This window comes from Anaerococcus prevotii DSM 20548, assembly GCF_000024105.1.
Taxonomy (GTDB): Bacteria; Bacillota; Clostridia; order Tissierellales; family Peptoniphilaceae; genus Anaerococcus; species Anaerococcus prevotii.
On record NC_013171.1, the window covers coordinates 1,147,482 to 1,165,731 of the forward strand.

The 18,250-nt window shown below is 35.2% G+C and carries 18 protein-coding genes; 5 read left to right on the top strand and 13 right to left on the bottom strand.

All coding sequences use genetic code 11. The features are described 5' to 3' along the window. Positions 1-6 precede the first annotated feature (6 nt). From APRE_RS05460 to APRE_RS05500, 9 genes are all read right to left on the bottom strand, one after another. On the bottom strand, positions 7-690 hold the full coding sequence (locus APRE_RS05460) for a YjjG family noncanonical pyrimidine nucleotidase (protein ID WP_015778000.1): 684 nt from the start codon (positions 688-690) through the stop codon (positions 7-9). 2 nt (positions 691-692) lie between these two features. Continuing rightward, the gene (locus tag APRE_RS05465; RefSeq protein ID WP_015778001.1) at positions 693-1,325 is read right to left on the bottom strand and encodes a Maf family protein; all 633 of its coding nucleotides are present in this window, start codon (positions 1,323-1,325) and stop codon (positions 693-695) included. A 2-nt stretch (positions 1,326-1,327) separates the two neighbouring features. After that, a complete protein-coding gene (locus APRE_RS05470; protein WP_015778002.1) occupies positions 1,328-2,107 on the bottom strand; it encodes a gamma-glutamyl-gamma-aminobutyrate hydrolase family protein in 780 nt (259 codons plus the stop codon). Between the two features lie 271 nt (positions 2,108-2,378). Then, positions 2,379-2,792: a DUF2871 domain-containing protein gene (locus APRE_RS05475; protein ID WP_015778003.1), complete on the bottom strand. Its 414-nt coding sequence runs from the start codon at positions 2,790-2,792 to the stop codon at positions 2,379-2,381. A gap of 86 nt (positions 2,793-2,878) precedes the next feature. After that, entirely contained in the window at positions 2,879-3,433 is a 555-nt protein-coding gene (locus APRE_RS05480; protein WP_015778004.1) for a TetR/AcrR family transcriptional regulator, read from the bottom strand. 47 nt (positions 3,434-3,480) lie between these two features. Continuing rightward, positions 3,481-4,155: a YwaF family protein gene (locus APRE_RS05485; RefSeq protein ID WP_015778005.1), complete on the bottom strand. Its 675-nt coding sequence runs from the start codon at positions 4,153-4,155 to the stop codon at positions 3,481-3,483. A gap of 21 nt (positions 4,156-4,176) precedes the next feature. Beyond that, positions 4,177-6,603 (bottom strand): phospholipase D family protein, encoded by a 2,427-nt coding sequence (locus APRE_RS05490; RefSeq protein ID WP_169302048.1) that lies wholly within the window; start codon positions 6,601-6,603, stop codon positions 4,177-4,179. A gap of 117 nt (positions 6,604-6,720) precedes the next feature. Further along, positions 6,721-8,055 (bottom strand): GTPase, encoded by a 1,335-nt coding sequence (locus tag APRE_RS05495; protein ID WP_015778007.1) that lies wholly within the window; start codon positions 8,053-8,055, stop codon positions 6,721-6,723. 66 nt (positions 8,056-8,121) lie between these two features. Continuing rightward, complete coding sequence (locus APRE_RS05500; protein ID WP_015778008.1) at positions 8,122-8,535, bottom strand: EamA family transporter; 414 nt, start codon at positions 8,533-8,535, stop codon at positions 8,122-8,124. 107 nt (positions 8,536-8,642) lie between these two features. Between APRE_RS05500 and APRE_RS05505 the strand changes: the two genes are divergently transcribed. From APRE_RS05505 to APRE_RS05525, 5 genes are all read left to right on the top strand, one after another. Continuing rightward, positions 8,643-10,181 (top strand): NAD(P)/FAD-dependent oxidoreductase, encoded by a 1,539-nt coding sequence (locus APRE_RS05505; RefSeq protein ID WP_015778009.1) that lies wholly within the window; start codon positions 8,643-8,645, stop codon positions 10,179-10,181. Between the two features lie 86 nt (positions 10,182-10,267). After that, the gene (gene dhaK / locus APRE_RS05510) at positions 10,268-11,245 is read left to right on the top strand and encodes a dihydroxyacetone kinase subunit DhaK (RefSeq protein ID WP_015778010.1); all 978 of its coding nucleotides are present in this window, start codon (positions 10,268-10,270) and stop codon (positions 11,243-11,245) included. After that, a complete protein-coding gene (gene dhaL, locus APRE_RS05515; protein WP_015778011.1) occupies positions 11,245-11,844 on the top strand; it encodes a dihydroxyacetone kinase subunit DhaL in 600 nt (199 codons plus the stop codon). The genes dhaK and dhaL overlap by 1 nt, the downstream gene beginning before the upstream one ends. After that, positions 11,837-12,223, top strand: coding sequence for a dihydroxyacetone kinase phosphoryl donor subunit DhaM (dhaM, locus tag APRE_RS05520; protein ID WP_015778012.1), 387 nt, complete (start codon positions 11,837-11,839; stop codon positions 12,221-12,223). The genes dhaL and dhaM overlap by 8 nt, the downstream gene beginning before the upstream one ends. A gap of 94 nt (positions 12,224-12,317) precedes the next feature. Continuing rightward, positions 12,318-13,928, top strand: a complete 1,611-nt coding sequence (locus tag APRE_RS05525) for a DEAD/DEAH box helicase (RefSeq protein WP_015778013.1) — start codon at positions 12,318-12,320, stop codon at positions 13,926-13,928. A 117-nt stretch (positions 13,929-14,045) separates the two neighbouring features. Here APRE_RS05525 and APRE_RS05530 read toward each other — a convergent pair whose 3' ends face one another. The 4 genes from APRE_RS05530 to APRE_RS05545 all read right to left on the bottom strand — a co-directional run bounded on the left by APRE_RS05530 (position 14,046) and on the right by APRE_RS05545 (position 18,236). Beyond that, positions 14,046-14,357, bottom strand: coding sequence for a glutaredoxin family protein (locus tag APRE_RS05530; protein WP_015778014.1), 312 nt, complete (start codon positions 14,355-14,357; stop codon positions 14,046-14,048). A 64-nt stretch (positions 14,358-14,421) separates the two neighbouring features. Then, entirely contained in the window at positions 14,422-16,155 is a 1,734-nt protein-coding gene (locus tag APRE_RS05535; RefSeq protein ID WP_015778015.1) for an NADH-dependent [FeFe] hydrogenase, group A6, read from the bottom strand. A 9-nt stretch (positions 16,156-16,164) separates the two neighbouring features. Further along, entirely contained in the window at positions 16,165-17,745 is a 1,581-nt protein-coding gene (locus tag APRE_RS05540) for an NADH-ubiquinone oxidoreductase-F iron-sulfur binding region domain-containing protein (protein WP_015778016.1), read from the bottom strand. Then, a complete protein-coding gene (locus tag APRE_RS05545) occupies positions 17,742-18,236 on the bottom strand; it encodes an NADH-quinone oxidoreductase subunit NuoE family protein (RefSeq protein WP_015778017.1) in 495 nt (164 codons plus the stop codon). The genes APRE_RS05540 and APRE_RS05545 overlap by 4 nt, the downstream gene beginning before the upstream one ends. Positions 18,237-18,250: the final 14 nt, after the last annotated feature.

Sequence of the window (18,250 nt, forward strand, 5' to 3'; positions counted from 1 at the left end):
AGTAACCTACAATATATCGAGCACTTCTTCTAAGCTATTTACTTCATAGTCGAAATCAATATCTTTTTCTCTTTCTAGTCTATCAGGATTAAACCATATCGTCTTTATCCCAGAATTGTTTCCTCCTCTTATATCAGAGGTCAAGGAATCTCCTATTATCACATATTCGGACTTTTCTCTAGACCCAACAGTATCGAATATATAGTCAAAGAACTCAATATTCGGTTTTTCAAATCCTATTTTTTCTGATATAAATACGTCCTCAAAAATAGAATCTAGTCCTGCTCCTTTAAGCTTTCCTTCTTGGGCTATGGCAGATCCATTGGTTGCTGCGTATTGCTTATATTTTCCTGAAAGTTTGCTAAGAGTTTCGTAGGCCTCGTCATTAAAAACATAGGTCTTGCCCAAATTTTCCTGGAAGGATATATTAAAGTCACTGACAATTTCGGTATTATAACCGTATTTTTCAAAAAATTCTCTAAATCTTCCTTCTAGTACCTCAATTCTAGTGATTTCTCCCCTTTCTAGGGCCTTCCAGTATTTATTATTAATCTTTCTATAAACTCCTAACCTATCATCCGATAAATCACCCAAACCATACTGATCGAAGCAAGCCCTAATGGCATTTTCTTCAGCTAGGTGAAAGTTTAATAAAGTTCCATCAATGTCCCACAAAACATATTTTATCAATTTTACTCTCCTAAAATTCTTCTACTAACTTCACTCACAGGAAGGCCAATTATAGTATTTATGTCTCCATTTATATAGGAAATTAGCCTTGGATCTAGGTCTTGGATCCCATAGGCCCCAGCCTTATCCATAACATTTTCTTCTATTAAATATCCATCAATTATTTCATCCATCTCCTTATAGTAATCGGTAAATCTAACTTCGGCTATAGAGTAAAAAACATCCAAATAATTTTTGCTCCTTAAGCAGACTCCAGTTATTACAAAGTGACTTTTGCCAAAATATGACATAAACATATCCCTCGCCTCGGCCATGTTTCTAGGCTTACCATATATTTTATCATCCAGGATAACCATAGTATCAGACGATATATAAAGGCAATCTTTGACTAAATCTACATCGGATTTAGCCTTGGCAATCTCAGCGCAGGTCTTGCCGGCTCTTTCTATAAAGTCACAGTCCTTGTACTTTTCCATATATTTTTCTTCTATAGCTCTTTCATCGATTCTTATAGAGGCAATTTCTGGCTTAAGAAAACTAAGCAAGTCCCTCCTTCTGGGAGACTTGCTCATTAAGATATATTTCTTATATTTTCTAATTTTGCCATTTTTTTCATAGTCATTTACATAGTTCATAGTTAATTCTTACCCGCATTTGAATGTTTTACAAAATCTTTTAGGATTTTTTTAGAGTATTTATCATTTTCATAAGAAAGCTCTGGATGCCACTGCACTCCTAGCATGTAAGAGTAATATGGATTTTCTATTGCCTCTATTAGGCCATCATCGCTTGTAGCACTCACACTTAAGCCTTCTGCCAAATCCTTTATTCCCTCGTGATGGTAGGAATTTACCTCAATCCTATCAGATCCAACTATTTTAGATAGTCTTGAACCTTCATTTATGTTAATCTCATGATAAGTAAGGGTCTTGTCACTTCCTCTATGAATTATTTCTTTAGAAAATTGTTTCTCCAAATCATCATAGAGACTTCCACCATAATAGATATTAATAAGTTGCATACCCCTGCAGATACCCAAAATAGGCTTTTCTAGTCCTATTGCATAATCTAATATAGCAAGACTCTTTTCATCATCTTCCCTGCTGTATTCCTCGACAAGGGACCTATCACCTCCATAAATATCCGGATCAAAGTCGTTCCCTCCAGCAAAAATCACCCCATCAGCTCTTTCTACCTTCCTCTTACACATTTCTGTATCCATCCTACTTGTATCGACATCGTTGGTATCTATTCTGTTGTCATCTAGGGCGATTTTTATATGGTTGATGTTTTGATGATTATGCACTACTGCTATAGTTTTCTTGGTAAGAAAATTATCTCTAACTATAAAATATCCAAGTATCAGCAAAATAATTAGTAAAATCATTTTTATAAACTTAGTAAATTTCTTTCTCATAGAATACCTCCAATTACTTCTTTTAATTATTGTATCATAAAGAAAGAAAATATTAAACATTTACTATAAATTTATTAATAAATTTAAAGTTTCATTAACTTTGTTTTAATAATTCCCATTATATACATAAGTACTCTAATTCCAGTTTAACATTGATGGCTAATCTTTTCCTAGAGCTTTTTAGTTTTGTATACTAGAAGTAATTAAGTTTCCTATGGAAATTATTCAATTACTTATAATCAATCTGATTTGTTTTAAAAGAGTATCCATCTTATATGCGATTTAGTTTTTTAATATCTAGAAGAATCAAGATCAAGGACACTCCCAAAATTATATGACCCAAACCAGCCACCCCTGAAATCATTGCCTCTTGTCCATTACTCAAATCCTTTGCTAAAACTTCAGTAAATCCCCTAACAAACATCATTACTGCGCTTAATATCAATCCAATATTATAGAATTTCAAATGCTTATCTATTTTATTATTTTCATAGAAATTTAATGATAGTGATATTAGATATATTAGTAAATACATCATCATTCCAAGGATAAATAAATGTGGATGAAGCCTAAGCAGGCTCGTAGATCCCTCAAAACTCATATATTTTGTAAATTCTCTGTAAAAAACTCCCACAAGCATAGCAAGGACAGCGTAAAAAATTGCCATGTTTATATATTTTTTCATGATATTCTCCTTTTTTAAAAAATTTATCACAGATGCATTCGAACATCGTTCGGTTATTCTTATATAAAAACCGACTCCCTCGTCGGTCAATATAAAAGTTTCTCTATCATCTTAATCGTAAAGTCAGCTGATTTCTGGCTTAACCAAAGGCTTATTATATTTATGATAATAAAATCAGCAAAGTCTTCCTGGGTAAAATTCTCATCAAAGACATCTTCTCTTATATCACAATCATTTGCCAAAATCTCAATAATATTTCCTCTTAGTTCATTAAGGAAATCATCCATAACAAGTCTTGCTTTCTTATCTTTACTAGACGAAAAACTCATTGAATGAATGTTTAAAAAGTTAGGATATTTCTCCATTCCTTTTTTTATATTTGTATAGGTTAAAGAAATATATTCGCTTAATTTTATTTTTCTTAAATCAACTTGATCAAGGTTAAATATATCATCCCAGACACTTTCGATGCTAGCTATCAAAAGTTCATCTTTGGAGGGAAAATAATAGTAAATCGATCCTATAGCAAGATTCGTTCGCTTCGCAACCTTTCTCATATTTAGCCCCGCTATTCCTTCTTCAGCTACTATTTGCCTACAGACTTTCATAATATTAGACTTAGAGCCATTATTTGCTACCATAAGAGATCCTTTCAGCTATCGAACATTGTTCGATGATATTATATTTTCTAATTTTTAATTGTCAAAAGCTTCTTCAAATTAATTTTATTAAGTTCATATATTAGAAAAATCATTCCCAAACTTATGCCAAGATATAAGACTGGACTAGGGAAGTTTATAGGAAACGAATCTGGTAAGTGGTTTAAGTAACCATAATTTGCCGATGCAATTTTATTTACAAGATAAATCACAAGATTCATTGCTAGACTTATCTTACCAATAAACTTAAGATCGAGTTTTCTTCTCTGATTTGTAAGAATCATAAGAGCAGACCCTAGAGATAAGCTATGAGCAAGCACATAGGTTAGGTTTGTTATATGTGGCCAAAGATATTTTGAAGGATCTGGGAAGCTAAAGGCTATTAGTGTACCTATTATTCCAAGCCAGGCAAAGTAATTACTTAATTTATAATCTTTGCGAAAATAGCTAATAGCCATCATAAAAGCCGCTATTCTACAATGATAAAGAGGGAGGCCTTCTCTTATAAATAAAAGCTTATCCTCATAGTACCAAATAAATAAAGCTATTTCTATTATAGATAAACTCACTAACTGTATAGGAAGGATCTTTCTTCTATGTCTTAATTTATAAATCAATATCAAATAAATCAGCAAAATCCCCCAAACCAAAGGCATATTAATATTGGTCTTAAGATCTTCACTGTGTCTAAAAAAATATTCCATCACTTATTCTTTTCCTTAATTTTATTTAAACTTGTCCAAAAACTTAGATAGGATATTGCTTTGATCTATATCTAGCCATTTAAGGAGCTTGTCTTCATCAAATTGCAGTTCATAATCACTTTCATCTACAAGTGCATCTTTTGTCATATAAGTCAAGCTTTGCCTTATTATATCCCTATCTTTCGAAGTCTTTTCTAGAGGAAATATTATTTTCCCATTTTCTTTCCTAATTTTCTTATCCTTATTATAGTAGAAATCTCTTAAGTATTTCTTATACTCTTCTATGTAGGGATTTCTTACATCGATCCATTCGAAAAAGGCCTTGGCATCTAGTTCTATATCAAGCCCTCCTATTGTTCCTACAAGGACACTTTGATCTAGGGCCTGCTTGTAGACTTCTGATGGCTTTTCATAATTTCCTTTGTTCTCATCAATAGTCGCTGTATTAAAGAAGAGCGATCCCGTTTCCATATCGAAGACAAATTCCTTCTCCCCTGCCCTCTTATATAGCTTTCTCCATTTTTCCTGGTTGGATTCAAAATCATCCGTGTACCTTCTAGTAGGAAAATACCTTGGTAGAGGCATGCCACAGGACTTATAATATTCTCTAAAAACCTCTCTTGTCTGATACAAAAAGTCAACCTTACCTGCTCCATCGGCAAAGTGATTCCATTCATATTCATCACTATTATCAAGTCTATCTGCCATTTTTAGAGAAAAATCTGTAAACAAGTCATTATTCATTTTTTCATAAATATCCTTGTATACTAAAGGAGAATCTTTCTTATATTTATCGTCAAATTTCTTGTCAATTTTTAAATAATAAGACCTTCTCCTTGCTTCAGGAGGAAGTGTGTATCCATCGGCATTGGTCGTTCCTATAGTTACAGGAAATGGACTTACAATTTCAACTTGACTATTTGTCGTATTTAATATTAAATCACGACCATAGTTTGCTTTTGAGAAAAATTCTATGGAAAATTCATCTATTATAATCGGATATACATTATCTTCCCTAGCCCGGCCTTCGATTACCTTGACCCTATTGGCCTTGGCCTGGGCTCCGCTTGCAAGCTCTGAGAAATTATAATAAGCCTTATCGCTTAGTCCAAGCATCTTGTTTATCATTTTTATTAGAGAAGACTTACCGCTTCCAGCAGTTCCTCCAATAAAGAGAAATTGGGGAATATCATTTCTCTCTTCGCTAGTTCTAGCTAGTGTCTTAATCTCATAGAGAAATGGTCCTGTGAAAGCATAAAATATTGCTTCCATTATCCTCTGCCCGTACTTATCATCATATTTATGGACAAAGGATTCAAATGTATGTATAAATTCATCAAGCAGGATTAGGGCCTTTCTTATTTCTTCTATATCTTTATTTTCTCCAAAAGGAATAAATTCATTTGTAAGCTCACTTTTAACTAGGAGACCACTATTTTCTTTTCCTATATTTCTAGTCTCTGGCTTTGAGAATAAGAGAGCTCTTTCATCTGAATCTATATCAGCATTTACCTTGATAGTCTTAATTGTCTCGTTGACAAGCTTTTTAATAGCTGGTGACTTCTTGATTGTAGGCTCTTTAGTCCTATTATTTACCGATTCACGAACGAGCATATAGGCTTGATTATCCAAGTTATTTTCTCTAATCTTCTCATCATCAAGGGCCTTCTTATCCTCATCCATGTCCTTAATCTGTCCTATGGCGTCAGCTGGAATAGTAGAATTTGCCTTAAAGTCTTCTACTTTTAGGATTAACTCTATTGCTTGACTTTTCTTAATCTTTTCTACTTCTTCGTTAGTTAAGACAATTACCGAGTCCCTATCTTTAATATTTTCTAGCTTCTTCTTGTTAGTTAACATTAGCTCTTTTGGGAAGTAGTTAGTTGTAATATCTGCTAAAGACTCATAATAATCCTTATAAATACCAAAAAGCTCACTATCATCATATATTATAATATTCTCGTATTGGCTTGTAGTCTTTTGAAAAGCCATCTCCGATAGATTACAAGATCCTAGGATTATCCTATTGTGACCACTTTCCTTATTTTCTAGAAGGTAAAACTTAGAGTGAATACTTGCTCCAAAAGGAACTTTTACTTCAAATGATTTTTCTTCTAGCCTTCTTTTCATATCCATATCAAGACCTTGATAGGTCTTTATGCTTGTGTTTTTAAGGACTTCCTTGATCTGTGCCTTAAGATTTTTGGCAAAAAGATTAGCAGATTGTTGGACCTTATCTTCATTTATTCCAACCACAATCTCTACCTTGGCGAAGTCCTTAATATATTTGTTAAGGAAAGTAGTAGAGATTGAGTAAGTAACAGCCAAAATCGAATCGTATTTTCCATGATCAAATATTTCTTCTATAGTCATATCGACTTTTTTGTTATCCTTACAAATATGAAGGCTCTCTCTTCTATCTTCTATAAAATCAATTACTAAAGACATTTGCCTCTCCATAAGTCCACCTCTTTTCTTACTTTATTTTATTATAATATAGAACTAATATTTTATAAAGTAAAAAAGAAAAACCTAAGAGAAAGTTCATCCCCTTAGGCAAATATCTTATTCTCTTTCCTTATCTTTTTTCTTAATATCCTTAACCCTATCTTTATAATCCTTCTTGACCTTGGATAAATCGATGCCTTCTATATAGTAGCTCTTACTTGCCTCACCAATTGCCTTGGTACCCATAGCAGCCACCGTAGCACTTACTGCATTTCCAGCAGTCGGAAGGATTAGATTTAAAAGCTTAGATAATTGTTGGGATCCTAGTCTAAAGAGATTTCCAGCAAGACCCACTCCCCCTAGGGATAAGAGGAATTCCTTGGCTGTTTCCTTGCTAATAGTCCTACCAGAAAGACTTGCTATTAGGCTTACTAGGGCGATTTGTAGACCTATCAGAGGATAAATATCAGCTATGGGTATTGGGACCATGGCGACAGTTGCAGCAAAGCCTGAAAACATGTTTATAAACTTATCACTGAGATTTGCTAGGACCTTATTCATCCTACAAGCAAGTCTTAAACCAACTATGGCATCATAATCACTTATAGACTCTTCTAAAGCATCGATTAGATTATCAATACCGAATCTCCCATCAAATTGAATTTCAAGATCACTTAGTCTAGATTGAGGAAGATCATTTATAGAATCGACATCTATAAATTCATCCTCAAGCATCCAATCAATCAAGGAAGAAACAGGGATTATTTCCTTAACCTCAAGCTCTCCTTCTTCTATGATTTTGCCATAATATTTAACAACTTCACTAATATTTTTACTCTTGCTTATAGGATATTCCTTTGGGTCTTTGATCCTTGATGGAGCGAGTTCATCCACCTTATTTATGGCAACTATTACTGGCAAGTCTACTCCGTTTGTCTTTTTATAATCTTCACATATACTTTTAACGAACTTTACATCTGTTAAGACATCATCCCTATGACTAGCATTTAGCATAAAGATTGTCACATCAGGCATAAAGTCTTTTACTTCTTTTTTTATCTTATCTTCTGCTGATACTTTCTCATCTAGGGCAAGAGACTCGGAGGTTCCCCTAGTATCTAAAATCTGCATCAGAACTTCGCCATTTTCCTCATAATCATACATATCGCAGGCTTCGGTTTGAGAGTAGACATCATTTACAGGAGCGAGGTATCTTCCATTAATAGCATTTATTAGAGAGCTTTTCCCTACTCCAGTCCTCCCCATGAGGAAAATCCTAGGTGGTCTATAATTTTCCATATCATCCATGACCCTTTTAAGCTCTTCATCATTTAGGATAATTTTTCTAAGCTTATCTCTCATAGGATCTGGAACAGAGTCAATTGTTTTTTCTAAATTTTTATAAATATTTCTAATTCTTTCGATTGCATGGGTCGAATTCTTATCAGCCATAAAATCTCCTTTACTTCTTAATATTATTATACATAAAATTAACAAATAAAAAAGAGGCCTAAGCCCCTAGATAACCATGACAAGACTTCCAATACCTATGAGTATTGCACCTATGATGGATTTTCTGCTAAATTCTTCCCCTAAAAATATAAAGGCCAGAGCAAAGGTTATAAGAACACTTGTCTTATCTATTGCAGTAACCTTGGCCACCTCACCGTTCTTAATAGCAGCATAATAGCAAAGCCAAGAAAATCCTGTAGCAAGTCCTGAAAGAATCAGAAAGAGCCAAGATTTATGAGATATATCATGAATACCACTTTGGGCATTAGTAATAAAAACTATAAACCAGCTCATTCCAACTACGACTAGGGTCCTAATAGCAGTAGCAAGATTCGAATTGACATTTTCGATCCCGATTTTAGCCAGTATTGATGTTACTGCTGCAAAAAAGGCCGAAAGAATCGATAAAATTAACCACATAATAAATCCTTTAAATATTTTTTCAAAATCTTCATATACATTCTACTTTAAAAATTAAATTCCTCTAAGTTTTTATTTCTGGTACAATAATTAAAAATGGAGGATATATGTTACTTCTAAGAAATATAAAAGTTCCCTTTGACAAGGGCTATGAAGATATAAAAAGAGAAATAGAAAAAACTATAAATAGAAAAATAGATTCATTTGAGATTTACAAAAAATCAATAGATGCAAGACGTGGTGTGTATTATGTCTACCAAGTACTAATTGATACCGAAGTAAGTCCTAAAATCTACAAAAAGCTTAAGCATAATATCAGTGAATACAAGGAAGAAAAGCTAGAAATAGAGAATAAGAACAAGGTTAAATCTGCTATCATAGTTGGAGCAGGTCCTGCTGGACTTTTCGCTGCCTACACTTTAGCTAAAAGAGGAGTCAAAGTTACCATAATCGAACAAGGCGAAAAAATCGAAGAAAGAGTAAAGACTATTGATAGCTTTAATAATGGCGGAAATCTTAATCCAAGATCTAATATCCAATTTGGAGAAGGTGGTGCTGGAACATTTTCTGATGGTAAACTTACTTCTAGGTCCAAAGATAAGAGAAGTAGGGAAATATTTAAAATCTTTGTAGAAAATGGAGCTCCTGAAGATATCCTCTACGACCATCTCCCTCATGTAGGAACTGATATTCTAAGAAAAGTAATTATAAATATTAGAAAGAAAATCGAAGCTATGGGAGGAAGCTTTCATTTTGGAGAGAAATTTATAGATCTGGAAATAAAAGATTCGAAAATCGCAAGTCTAATTACCGACAAAGATTCTTACGAGGCGGATGAATACATCCTAGCCCTAGGCAACTCCGCTAGAAATAGCTTTATCATGCTCGATAAATATATAGAAATTGTACAAAAACCTTTTGCAGTTGGCTTTAGGATTGAGCACCTACAAGATCATATAAATCTAAGCCAATACAAGATCAAAGATGAAAGACTCCCTCAGGCAAGCTACCAACTAAACTACACCAACAAGGAAAAAAATACTTCTGTATATAGCTTTTGCATGTGTCCAGGAGGATTTGTAGTAAACGGCTCAAGTGAAGAGAATGAGCTTTGCGTAAATGGCATGAGCTATCATGATAGGTCAAATACAAATGCAAACGCGGCTATAGTATGTACTGTAAATGAGGAAATCCTAGGCCCAGGCAATCTTTCTGGAATAGATTTTCAAAGAGAAATTGAGAAAAAGGCCTTTCTTCTCGGAGGAGCAGACAACAAGGCGCCAGTTCAAAGGTTAGAAGACTTCTATGAAAATAGACCAACTACTGAGATTGGACCAATTAAGCCTAGTATAATGACAGGATATAAGCTTGCTAACCTAAATGAAATCTATCCAGATAAGATTAATTCTGCTATCAAAGAGGCCCTTGAAGTTTTTGACAAGAGACTAGCTGGCTTTAAAAATCCAGATGCAATCCTAACAGGTGTTGAAACTAGGACATCCTCCCCAGTAAGAATCGTTAGAGAAAATTATTCAACTAAATATAAGAATCTAAGACCGATCGGTGAAGGAGCAGGATATGCGGGAGGTATCGTCTCCTCCGCCCTTGATGGACTCAAATGCGCAATAGAAGTTTTAGAAAACTAAGTTTCCCTTATAATTTTCAATTTTAAATAAATGGGTATCTATCTTGTAGATAGATCTTTAGGTAAAAGAAAAACAAGGAGAATATTATGAAGAAAATCATCAACGACGTAGATTTGATAATTGATCAAATGATCGATGGCTTGGTAAAAGCTAATGACAAGATTCTAGAAAGACTTGACGATAGTACAGTTGTCGCAAGAAAGGGACCTTCTAAAAAAGGCAAGGTCGGAATAATCTCTGGTGGAGGAAGCGGCCACGAGCCAGCCCACGCAGGCTATGTCGGAGAAGGTATGCTCGATTGTGCTATATGTGGTAGTATCTTCACCTCCCCTACCCCAGATCAAATCTTAAAGGCAATAGAGAAAGCTGACAGCGGTAGTGGCGTATTTATGGTCATCAAAAACTACCAAGGCGATGTAATGAACTTTGAGATTGCCCAAGAAATGGCAGAAATGCAAGATATCAAAGTCGATTCTATAATTGTAAGAGATGATATAGCTATAGAAAACTATGAGGACAGACGTGGAGTTGCTGGAACTATTTTCGTCCATAAGGTTCTTGGAGCTATGGCTGAAGAAGGAAAGAGCCTTGATGAAATAAAAGCAAAGGCAGAAGAGATTGTTCAAAATATCAAAACCATAGGCCTTGCTACAAAACCTTGTACCAATCCAAATGACGGCAAGGAAAGCTTTAGCCTAGAAGAAGACGAAATCGAAATGGGTATTGGAATCCACGGAGAAGAAGGAATCAAGAAAGAAAAAATCCAAAGTGCTGACGCTATGGCCAAGGAAATGGTCGATAGACTCCTCAAAGAAATACCTGAGGACAAGAAAGATTACGCCCTAATGGTAAATGGCATGGGTCAAACTACAGAAATGGAACTATATCTAGTAAATAATTTCGTTACTGATTATCTAAAGGAAAATTCTATAGAAATCAATAGAACTTACGTTGGCAACTACATGACAAGTATGGACATGGCAGGATTTTCACTCACACTCTTTGCTGTAGATGATCAAATTGTTAAATATCTCGATAGAGAAGTTAAGGTAGGAAGAAGATAATGAATATAGATAAGTTAAAAGTTTTATTTACAGAAATATCAGATGAAATAATAGCAAATGAAGAATACCTAACCGATCTGGATAGGAGCATAGGAGATGCAGACCATGGTTACAATATGGCCAAGGGATTTAAGGCTATAAAAGCTGATCTAGATAAGGAATATTCAAGCCTCAAGGATTTTTTCAATAAGATTGCTATGAATCTCTTATCTAAGGTAGGAGGAGCGAGTGGTCCCCTCTACGGATCATTTTTCATGAGCTTTGCTAAAGCACTCGATGGCAAGGAAGATTTGACTAGAGATGAACTAAACCAGGCCTTCGACGAAGGAGTTGCTGCTGTCAAAAAAAGAGGAAAGGCCCAAGTTGGTGATAAAACTATGGTAGATGTCCTAGAGCCAGTTTCTAACGCCCTTAAGGAAGGAAAGGACCTTGATGATGTAGTAAAAATCGCTGAAGAGAAAATGACCTACACCAAAGAAATCAAGGCCCTAAAGGGAAGAGCTTCCTACGTAGGGGAAAGATCTATCGGTCACATCGACCCAGGTGCCTATAGCTCTTATTTAATAATCAAAAAAGCCTTCGGAGGATGTCATGATTAATATATTAATAGCAAGCCACAGCAAGGACTTGGCCAAGGGCTTAAGTGATATCATAGGTCAAATGACAACAGACGTAAGAATTGAGTATTCTGGTGGTGATGACGAGGGAAATTTAGGATCGAATTTTGAAGAGATTTTCGCTAAGATGAACGAGCTTGCCCCAGAAGGTCTTGTAGTTTTCTTCGACATGGGATCATCTATGATGAATGTCGAAACAGCTTATTCTATGCTTGACGAAGACTTGAAAGAGAAAGTCCTAATTGCCGGAAGTCCCCTAGTAGAATCAGCTCTAGAAATTAGTCTATCTATTAATGAAGAAACCAGTCTAGATGATATAAAAGAGAAAATATCTTCCTATAAATTTAATAAATTGGATTGATAATTAAGAATAAAGAAGGATAATATAAATAGTATTTGGCAGTTGTCTGATGACGACTGCTTTTTTGTTTGTAATATATAGAAAAGGATAATAAATGAAATTTAATGAATTAAATATAGGAAATGAAATTTTAAGGGCAATTGATGATTTAGGCTACGAAAAGCCAAGTCCCATCCAAGAAGAGTCTATCCCCCACCTTTTGGAAGGGAATGATCTAATAGGAAAATCTCAAACAGGAAGCGGGAAAACTGCGGCCTTCGCCATACCAATTATAGAAAATATCGAAGCAAATGGAATAACTCAAGCCCTCATCCTCTGTCCAACAAGAGAGCTTTGTATACAAGTATCAAAAGAAATCGAAAAGCTTTATAAATACAAGAAAGAAATCAAAATCCTTTCTGTCTATGGTGGAAGTCATATAGTAAGGCAAATCAAGAGCCTAAAAAAAGGAGTAGAAATTGTAGTTGGTACTCCTGGAAGACTGATGGATCTTATGAGAAGAAAGGTCTTAAAGCTCGACCAACTTAAAACAGTTGTCTTGGATGAGGCTGACGAAATGTTTGATATGGGCTTTAGGGATGATATGAAATTCATCCTTGATAGGACAAATCCCAATAGACAGACTTGTTTCTTTTCAGCAACTATGGGACCTGAAATCCAAGAATTTTCTAAGCTTTATCAAACTAATCCCTACGAAGTCAAAATAAAATCTAAAGAAGTAACTGTTGATAGGATCGACCAATATTATATTAAACTTAAAGAATCTATGAAGGAAGAAGCCTTGATGCGACTTCTAGAAATCCATAAGGCAAATCTTGCTATCGTATTTTGTAATACCAAGAGAAAAGTCGACAGGCTTGTAGAAAGTCTCACCAAGAAAAACTACCTAGTAGACGGCCTTCATGGAGATCTCAAACAAAGTAGTCGTGACCAAGTCATGAAGAAGTTTAGAAATAAAACCATCCAAATCCTTGTAGCGACAGATATAGCTGCTCGTGGTCTTGATGTGGATGATGTAGATATTGTCTTTAACTATGACCTACCTCAGCTTGACGAATACTATGTCCACAGGATTGGAAGAACAGCCAGAGCTGGCAAAAGCGGTCTAAGCTTTTCCCTAATCTCAGGTCGTGATAATAATAGGCTAAGGCAAATCGAAAATTATACCAAGGCCAATATAAAACAGATGCCCGTCCCAACCCTTGTCCAAATGGATAGGCAAAGCGACCTTCGTCTTATAGAAGATATTTCATCTAAGCTTGATAAAAATGAAGACCTCAGTAGAGAAAAAGATATACTAATAAGACTTATGGAAAAAGGCTATGATCCATTTATGATCTGCCAGGTCTTACTTAAAGATAAGCTAGATATTAATAATAACCACGAAAAGCTTGAAGGAATTGACCTTAAATCGGAGAAGAAATCTAAGAGTAAGTCAAATAATAAAACTAAAAAGAAATACGACAAGGAAATGACAACTCTCTTCATGAACAGGGGTAAGATTGATAATTTCACCAAGGATAAGATAATAAAGGCCCTAGCAAGAATGGCCAAAGTCCCAAAGGATAAAATAGGCCAAATCAGGATTCAAAAAACCTATAGTTTTATAGATATAGAAAAGCCTGAAGCCTTTAAGGCAATTAGGGCAATTGATAATAAGAAAATATCTAGCAAAAAAGTTAAAATAGAAGAATCAAATAAATAGTTAATTTAAAAATCGTTCCATAGCTTAGATGAAGTTTCCGACAGGTAGAGGGCTCAGAAGCCCCCCAAAGAGTCAAATTCTAAGAATGGAACGATTTATTTATAAGATTAAATTCTTTTACTTATTTTCTTCTCTCTTAGCCTTATTTTCTTTGGCTTTTTCTAGGAAGTTTTCCTTGGCATAGGCTATAATATCATCTGATTCATACATGGCCTTGCCATCTATTACCATACAAGGAACTTGGACCTTGCCGCCTACTTCATATAATTTATCTTGATTTTCATATCCTGAAACAACATCTTCTATGTTATATGAAGGGAATTTTATTATATCATTTTTCTTAAAATAATTAAGAACCTTTAGGCAAAATGGACAATCTGGTTTGAAGAATAGTTCAAAATCCCATTCTCTTTTAATTTCTTTTCTCATAATAATCCTTTCTTCTATATAAACTCTATCCTTACATATCTACCCCAATAATACTTGTATAATCTTATAATTTTGGAGATGCCTTGTATGATGTATGAAGAAGATTATGTGCTTTCTCTGAACCAGGCTCTTTCAAGTATTCATCATAGAGGTCTTTAATATAAGGATTCTCATAAGATTTTCTAAGCTTTTTGGATTCATCCAATTTGTAGAGACCTTCTGATCTTTTTTTTAAGATAGAAATATCTCCATGATGATAAGGTTGACCTCCTCCACCGATACAACCTCCTGGACAAGCCATTACCTCGATAGCGTCTAGGGATATTTCTTTATTCTTTAATTTTTCTAGAAGTCTTCTCGTATTTCCCAAACCATTGGCAACCGCAATCTTAATTTCTCTTCCCTCTATATCAACTGTAGCGTATTTTATTCCTCTAAGACCTCTTAAATCATAAAACTCAACTTTTTCTAAGTCTTTTTCTGTAATTATATTATAGGCCGTACGTACTGTAGCTTCGATTACTCCACCACTCGTACCAAATATGTCACCAGCTCCTGTAGACTCTCCCATAGGGTTATCGAAATCACTATCTTCCAAAGAAGCAAAGTCAATTCCAACTTCCTTAATCATCTCTGCTAACTCCCTTGTCGTAATTACTGTATCAACATCAGAGTAGCCTTCATTTTCTAGCTCATCTCTTTTAGCTTCATATTTCTTAGAAATACAAGGCATAACAGATACTACAACTATATCTTCTGGATTAATTCCTTCTTTTTCAGCATAGTAGGACTTAGCAATTGCTCCAAACATCTCATGAGGGGACTTGCATGTGGAAGGTATATCGATCATGTCAGAAAACTGTTGTTCCATGAAATTAACCCAACCTGGACAACAAGATGTAAGAATTGGAAGCTCTCCTTTTCCCTTTAGTCTATCTACAAACTCGTTTGCTTCTTCCATTATTGTAAGGTCTGCCGCAAAATTCGTATCAAATACCCTATCAAATCCTAGTCTCCTTAAAGCTGTTACGATTTTTCCTTCGACATTAGTTCCTACTCTAATACCAAACATCTCACCCAGGGCAACCCTAACTGCTGGTGCAACTTGTACTATTACATGTTTGTCAGATGAAAGGGCCCTCCAGACTTCTGGTATATTTGACTTTTCTGTAAGAGCCCCTGTAGGACATACTGATAGACATTGGCCACAAAAGGTACAAGTCGTCTCAAACATGGACCTATTGAAGGTTGATCCAACATGAGTATAAAAACCCCTTCCAACTTCTGCAAGAGCTCCAACGGTTTGAACCTCGTTACACATAGTCTCACATCTTCTACAAAGAATGCACTTGTTTGGATCTCTAATTAGTGAATATGAATTATCATCAATTGGTAGACTCCTCATCTCTCCTCTGTATCTTATCTCTCTAATATTTAAGTCACAGGCGAGCTCTTGGAGAGTACAGTCCAGGTTTTTGGCACATTTCAGGCAATCGGATGGATGATCTGATAAGAGTAGCTCGACAATAGCTCTTCTCGCCCTGATCACTCTTTTGCTATCCGTTCTAATATTCATTCCTTCTTTGACGAAAGTAGCACATGAAGGAATTAATTTATCCTTGTCTATATCTTCTACTAAACATACCCTGCAGGAAGCAAGCTTATTTACAAACTTTATATCGTGAAGATCCATATGACATAAGGTTGGAATTTTGATATTTAAAATACTTGCAGCTTCTAGGATTGTAGATCCTTCATTAACTTCTACTTCTCTATTATTTATCTTTAACTTAAGCATACAAACCTCCTAGGCCAAAGCTATAGCATTTATTGGGCAATTATCTTTACACTGGCCACATTTAATACATTTGTCTTGATTTATTTCATGTTTTTTGCGAGCTTCTCCAGCTATAGCCTCATTAGGGCATAGTCTCTTACACTTACCACATCCTATACAATCTTCTCCTATGGTATAATTTAAAAGGCTAATACATCTTTTGGATGGACAAGTTTTATTTTCATTTACATGGGCCTCATATTCATCATAAAAATATCTCATTGTAGAAATAATCGGGTTAGGACTAGATTTGCCAAGTCCGCAAAGTGAAGCTTCGGATACTATTTCTGATAATTCTTCTAGCTTATCGAGTGTTTCATGATTAGCTTTACCTTTAGTAATATCATCGAGCATTTCAAATAATCTCTTATTGCCAATTCTACAAGGAGTACATTTACCACATGACTCGTCTACAGAAAATTCTAGGAAAAACCTAGCAACATCAACCATGCAGTCATCCTCATCCATAACTACCATGCCGCCTGATCCCATTATGGAACCTATAGCTCCCAGTGATTCGAAATCACAAGCTGTATCGAAGAGCCTTTTAGGTATACAACCTCCAGAAGGACCTCCAGTCTGTACTGCTTTAGCATCCTTATCATTCTGAATACCTTTTCCTATATCATAAACTATTTGATCTATGCTAGTTCCCATCTCCACTTCGACAAGACCTGCATTTTTAACCTTGCCGGATAGGGCGAAGACTTTAGTACCTGGAGATTTTTCTGTTCCAAAGGACCTAAACCAAGCTGAGCCCTTATTAATAATTTGGGCGATATTGGCGAAAGTTTCTACATTATTTATTACAGTAGGCTTACCCCATAGCCCTCTTACAGTCGTCCTGTATTCCTTGTTACGAGGCATGCCTCGCCTTCCTTCTATTGACTCCATTAGTGCAGTTCCCTCACCACAAACAAAAGCACCTGCTCCAAGTCTTAGCTCTATATCAAAAGAAAAATCTGATCCTAATATATTATCTCCTAAAAGATTATATTTTTTAGCCTGATCAATTGCTATTTCAAGAGCTCTAACCGCCTTTGGATATTCAGCCCTAACATATATAAATCCTTTATTTGAACCTATGGCCCTCGCACATATGGCCATAGCCTCGAGTACTGAGTGTGGGTCTAGTTCAAGGACTGACCTATCCATAAAAGCTCCGGGATCTCCTTCGTCTGCATTGCATATTATGTATTTAATATCAGTATCTTGAAGGAAAGCCGCTTCCCATTTTCTTCCAGTAGGAAAACCTGCTCCGCCTCTTCCCCTAAGACCAGAATCTTTTACTATATCAATTATCTCTTTTCTATCTAATTCAAAAATAGCCTTATAAAGAGCCTTATATCCATCCAATCCTATGTAATCTTCGATTGATGATGGATCGATTATACCACAGTTTTTAAGCACTAGTCTTTTTTGATTTTCAAAGAAATCTCCCTTAAGCTTAAAATCACCTTTATCATCTTCATAGATTTTGCTATAGTCTATTTTTTCCCTAAGCTCTGCTAGAGACTTTTCTTTGAGATCTAATAATTCTTTCTTATTCATAAATCAGCCTTTCTAACTTTATGTATAATATTGTGAACCTGAGATGGGTCGACCTTTTCTACAAAATCTTCTCCGTCTATCATAACAACTGGTGCAGATCCACATTCACCTACACACCTTGCCTCACTTAGGGAAATCTTTCCATCTTCAGTCGTATCGCCTACTTCTACCCCTAGCTCTTCTGCCAAAGATTTTAGAATCTTATCAGAGCCATTGACATAGCAAGCCGTACCCAGACAGACGCAGATATCATGCTCTCCCTTAGGTTTAAGAGAAAAATGTGAGTAAAATGTAGCCACCCCGTATATTTCGCTGGATGGAACATTTAACTTAAGAGCCATTAAATCTACTACAGGCTCTGGAATATATGAGAAAACGTTTTGACACTTCTGAAGAGCTGGCATTACACAACCATCAACATCCTTAATAGAATCCAAATAGCTTGTAAAGTCATCAAGCTTATCTTTATCTAATTTATAACAAAAACTCATCTCTCCCTCCATTC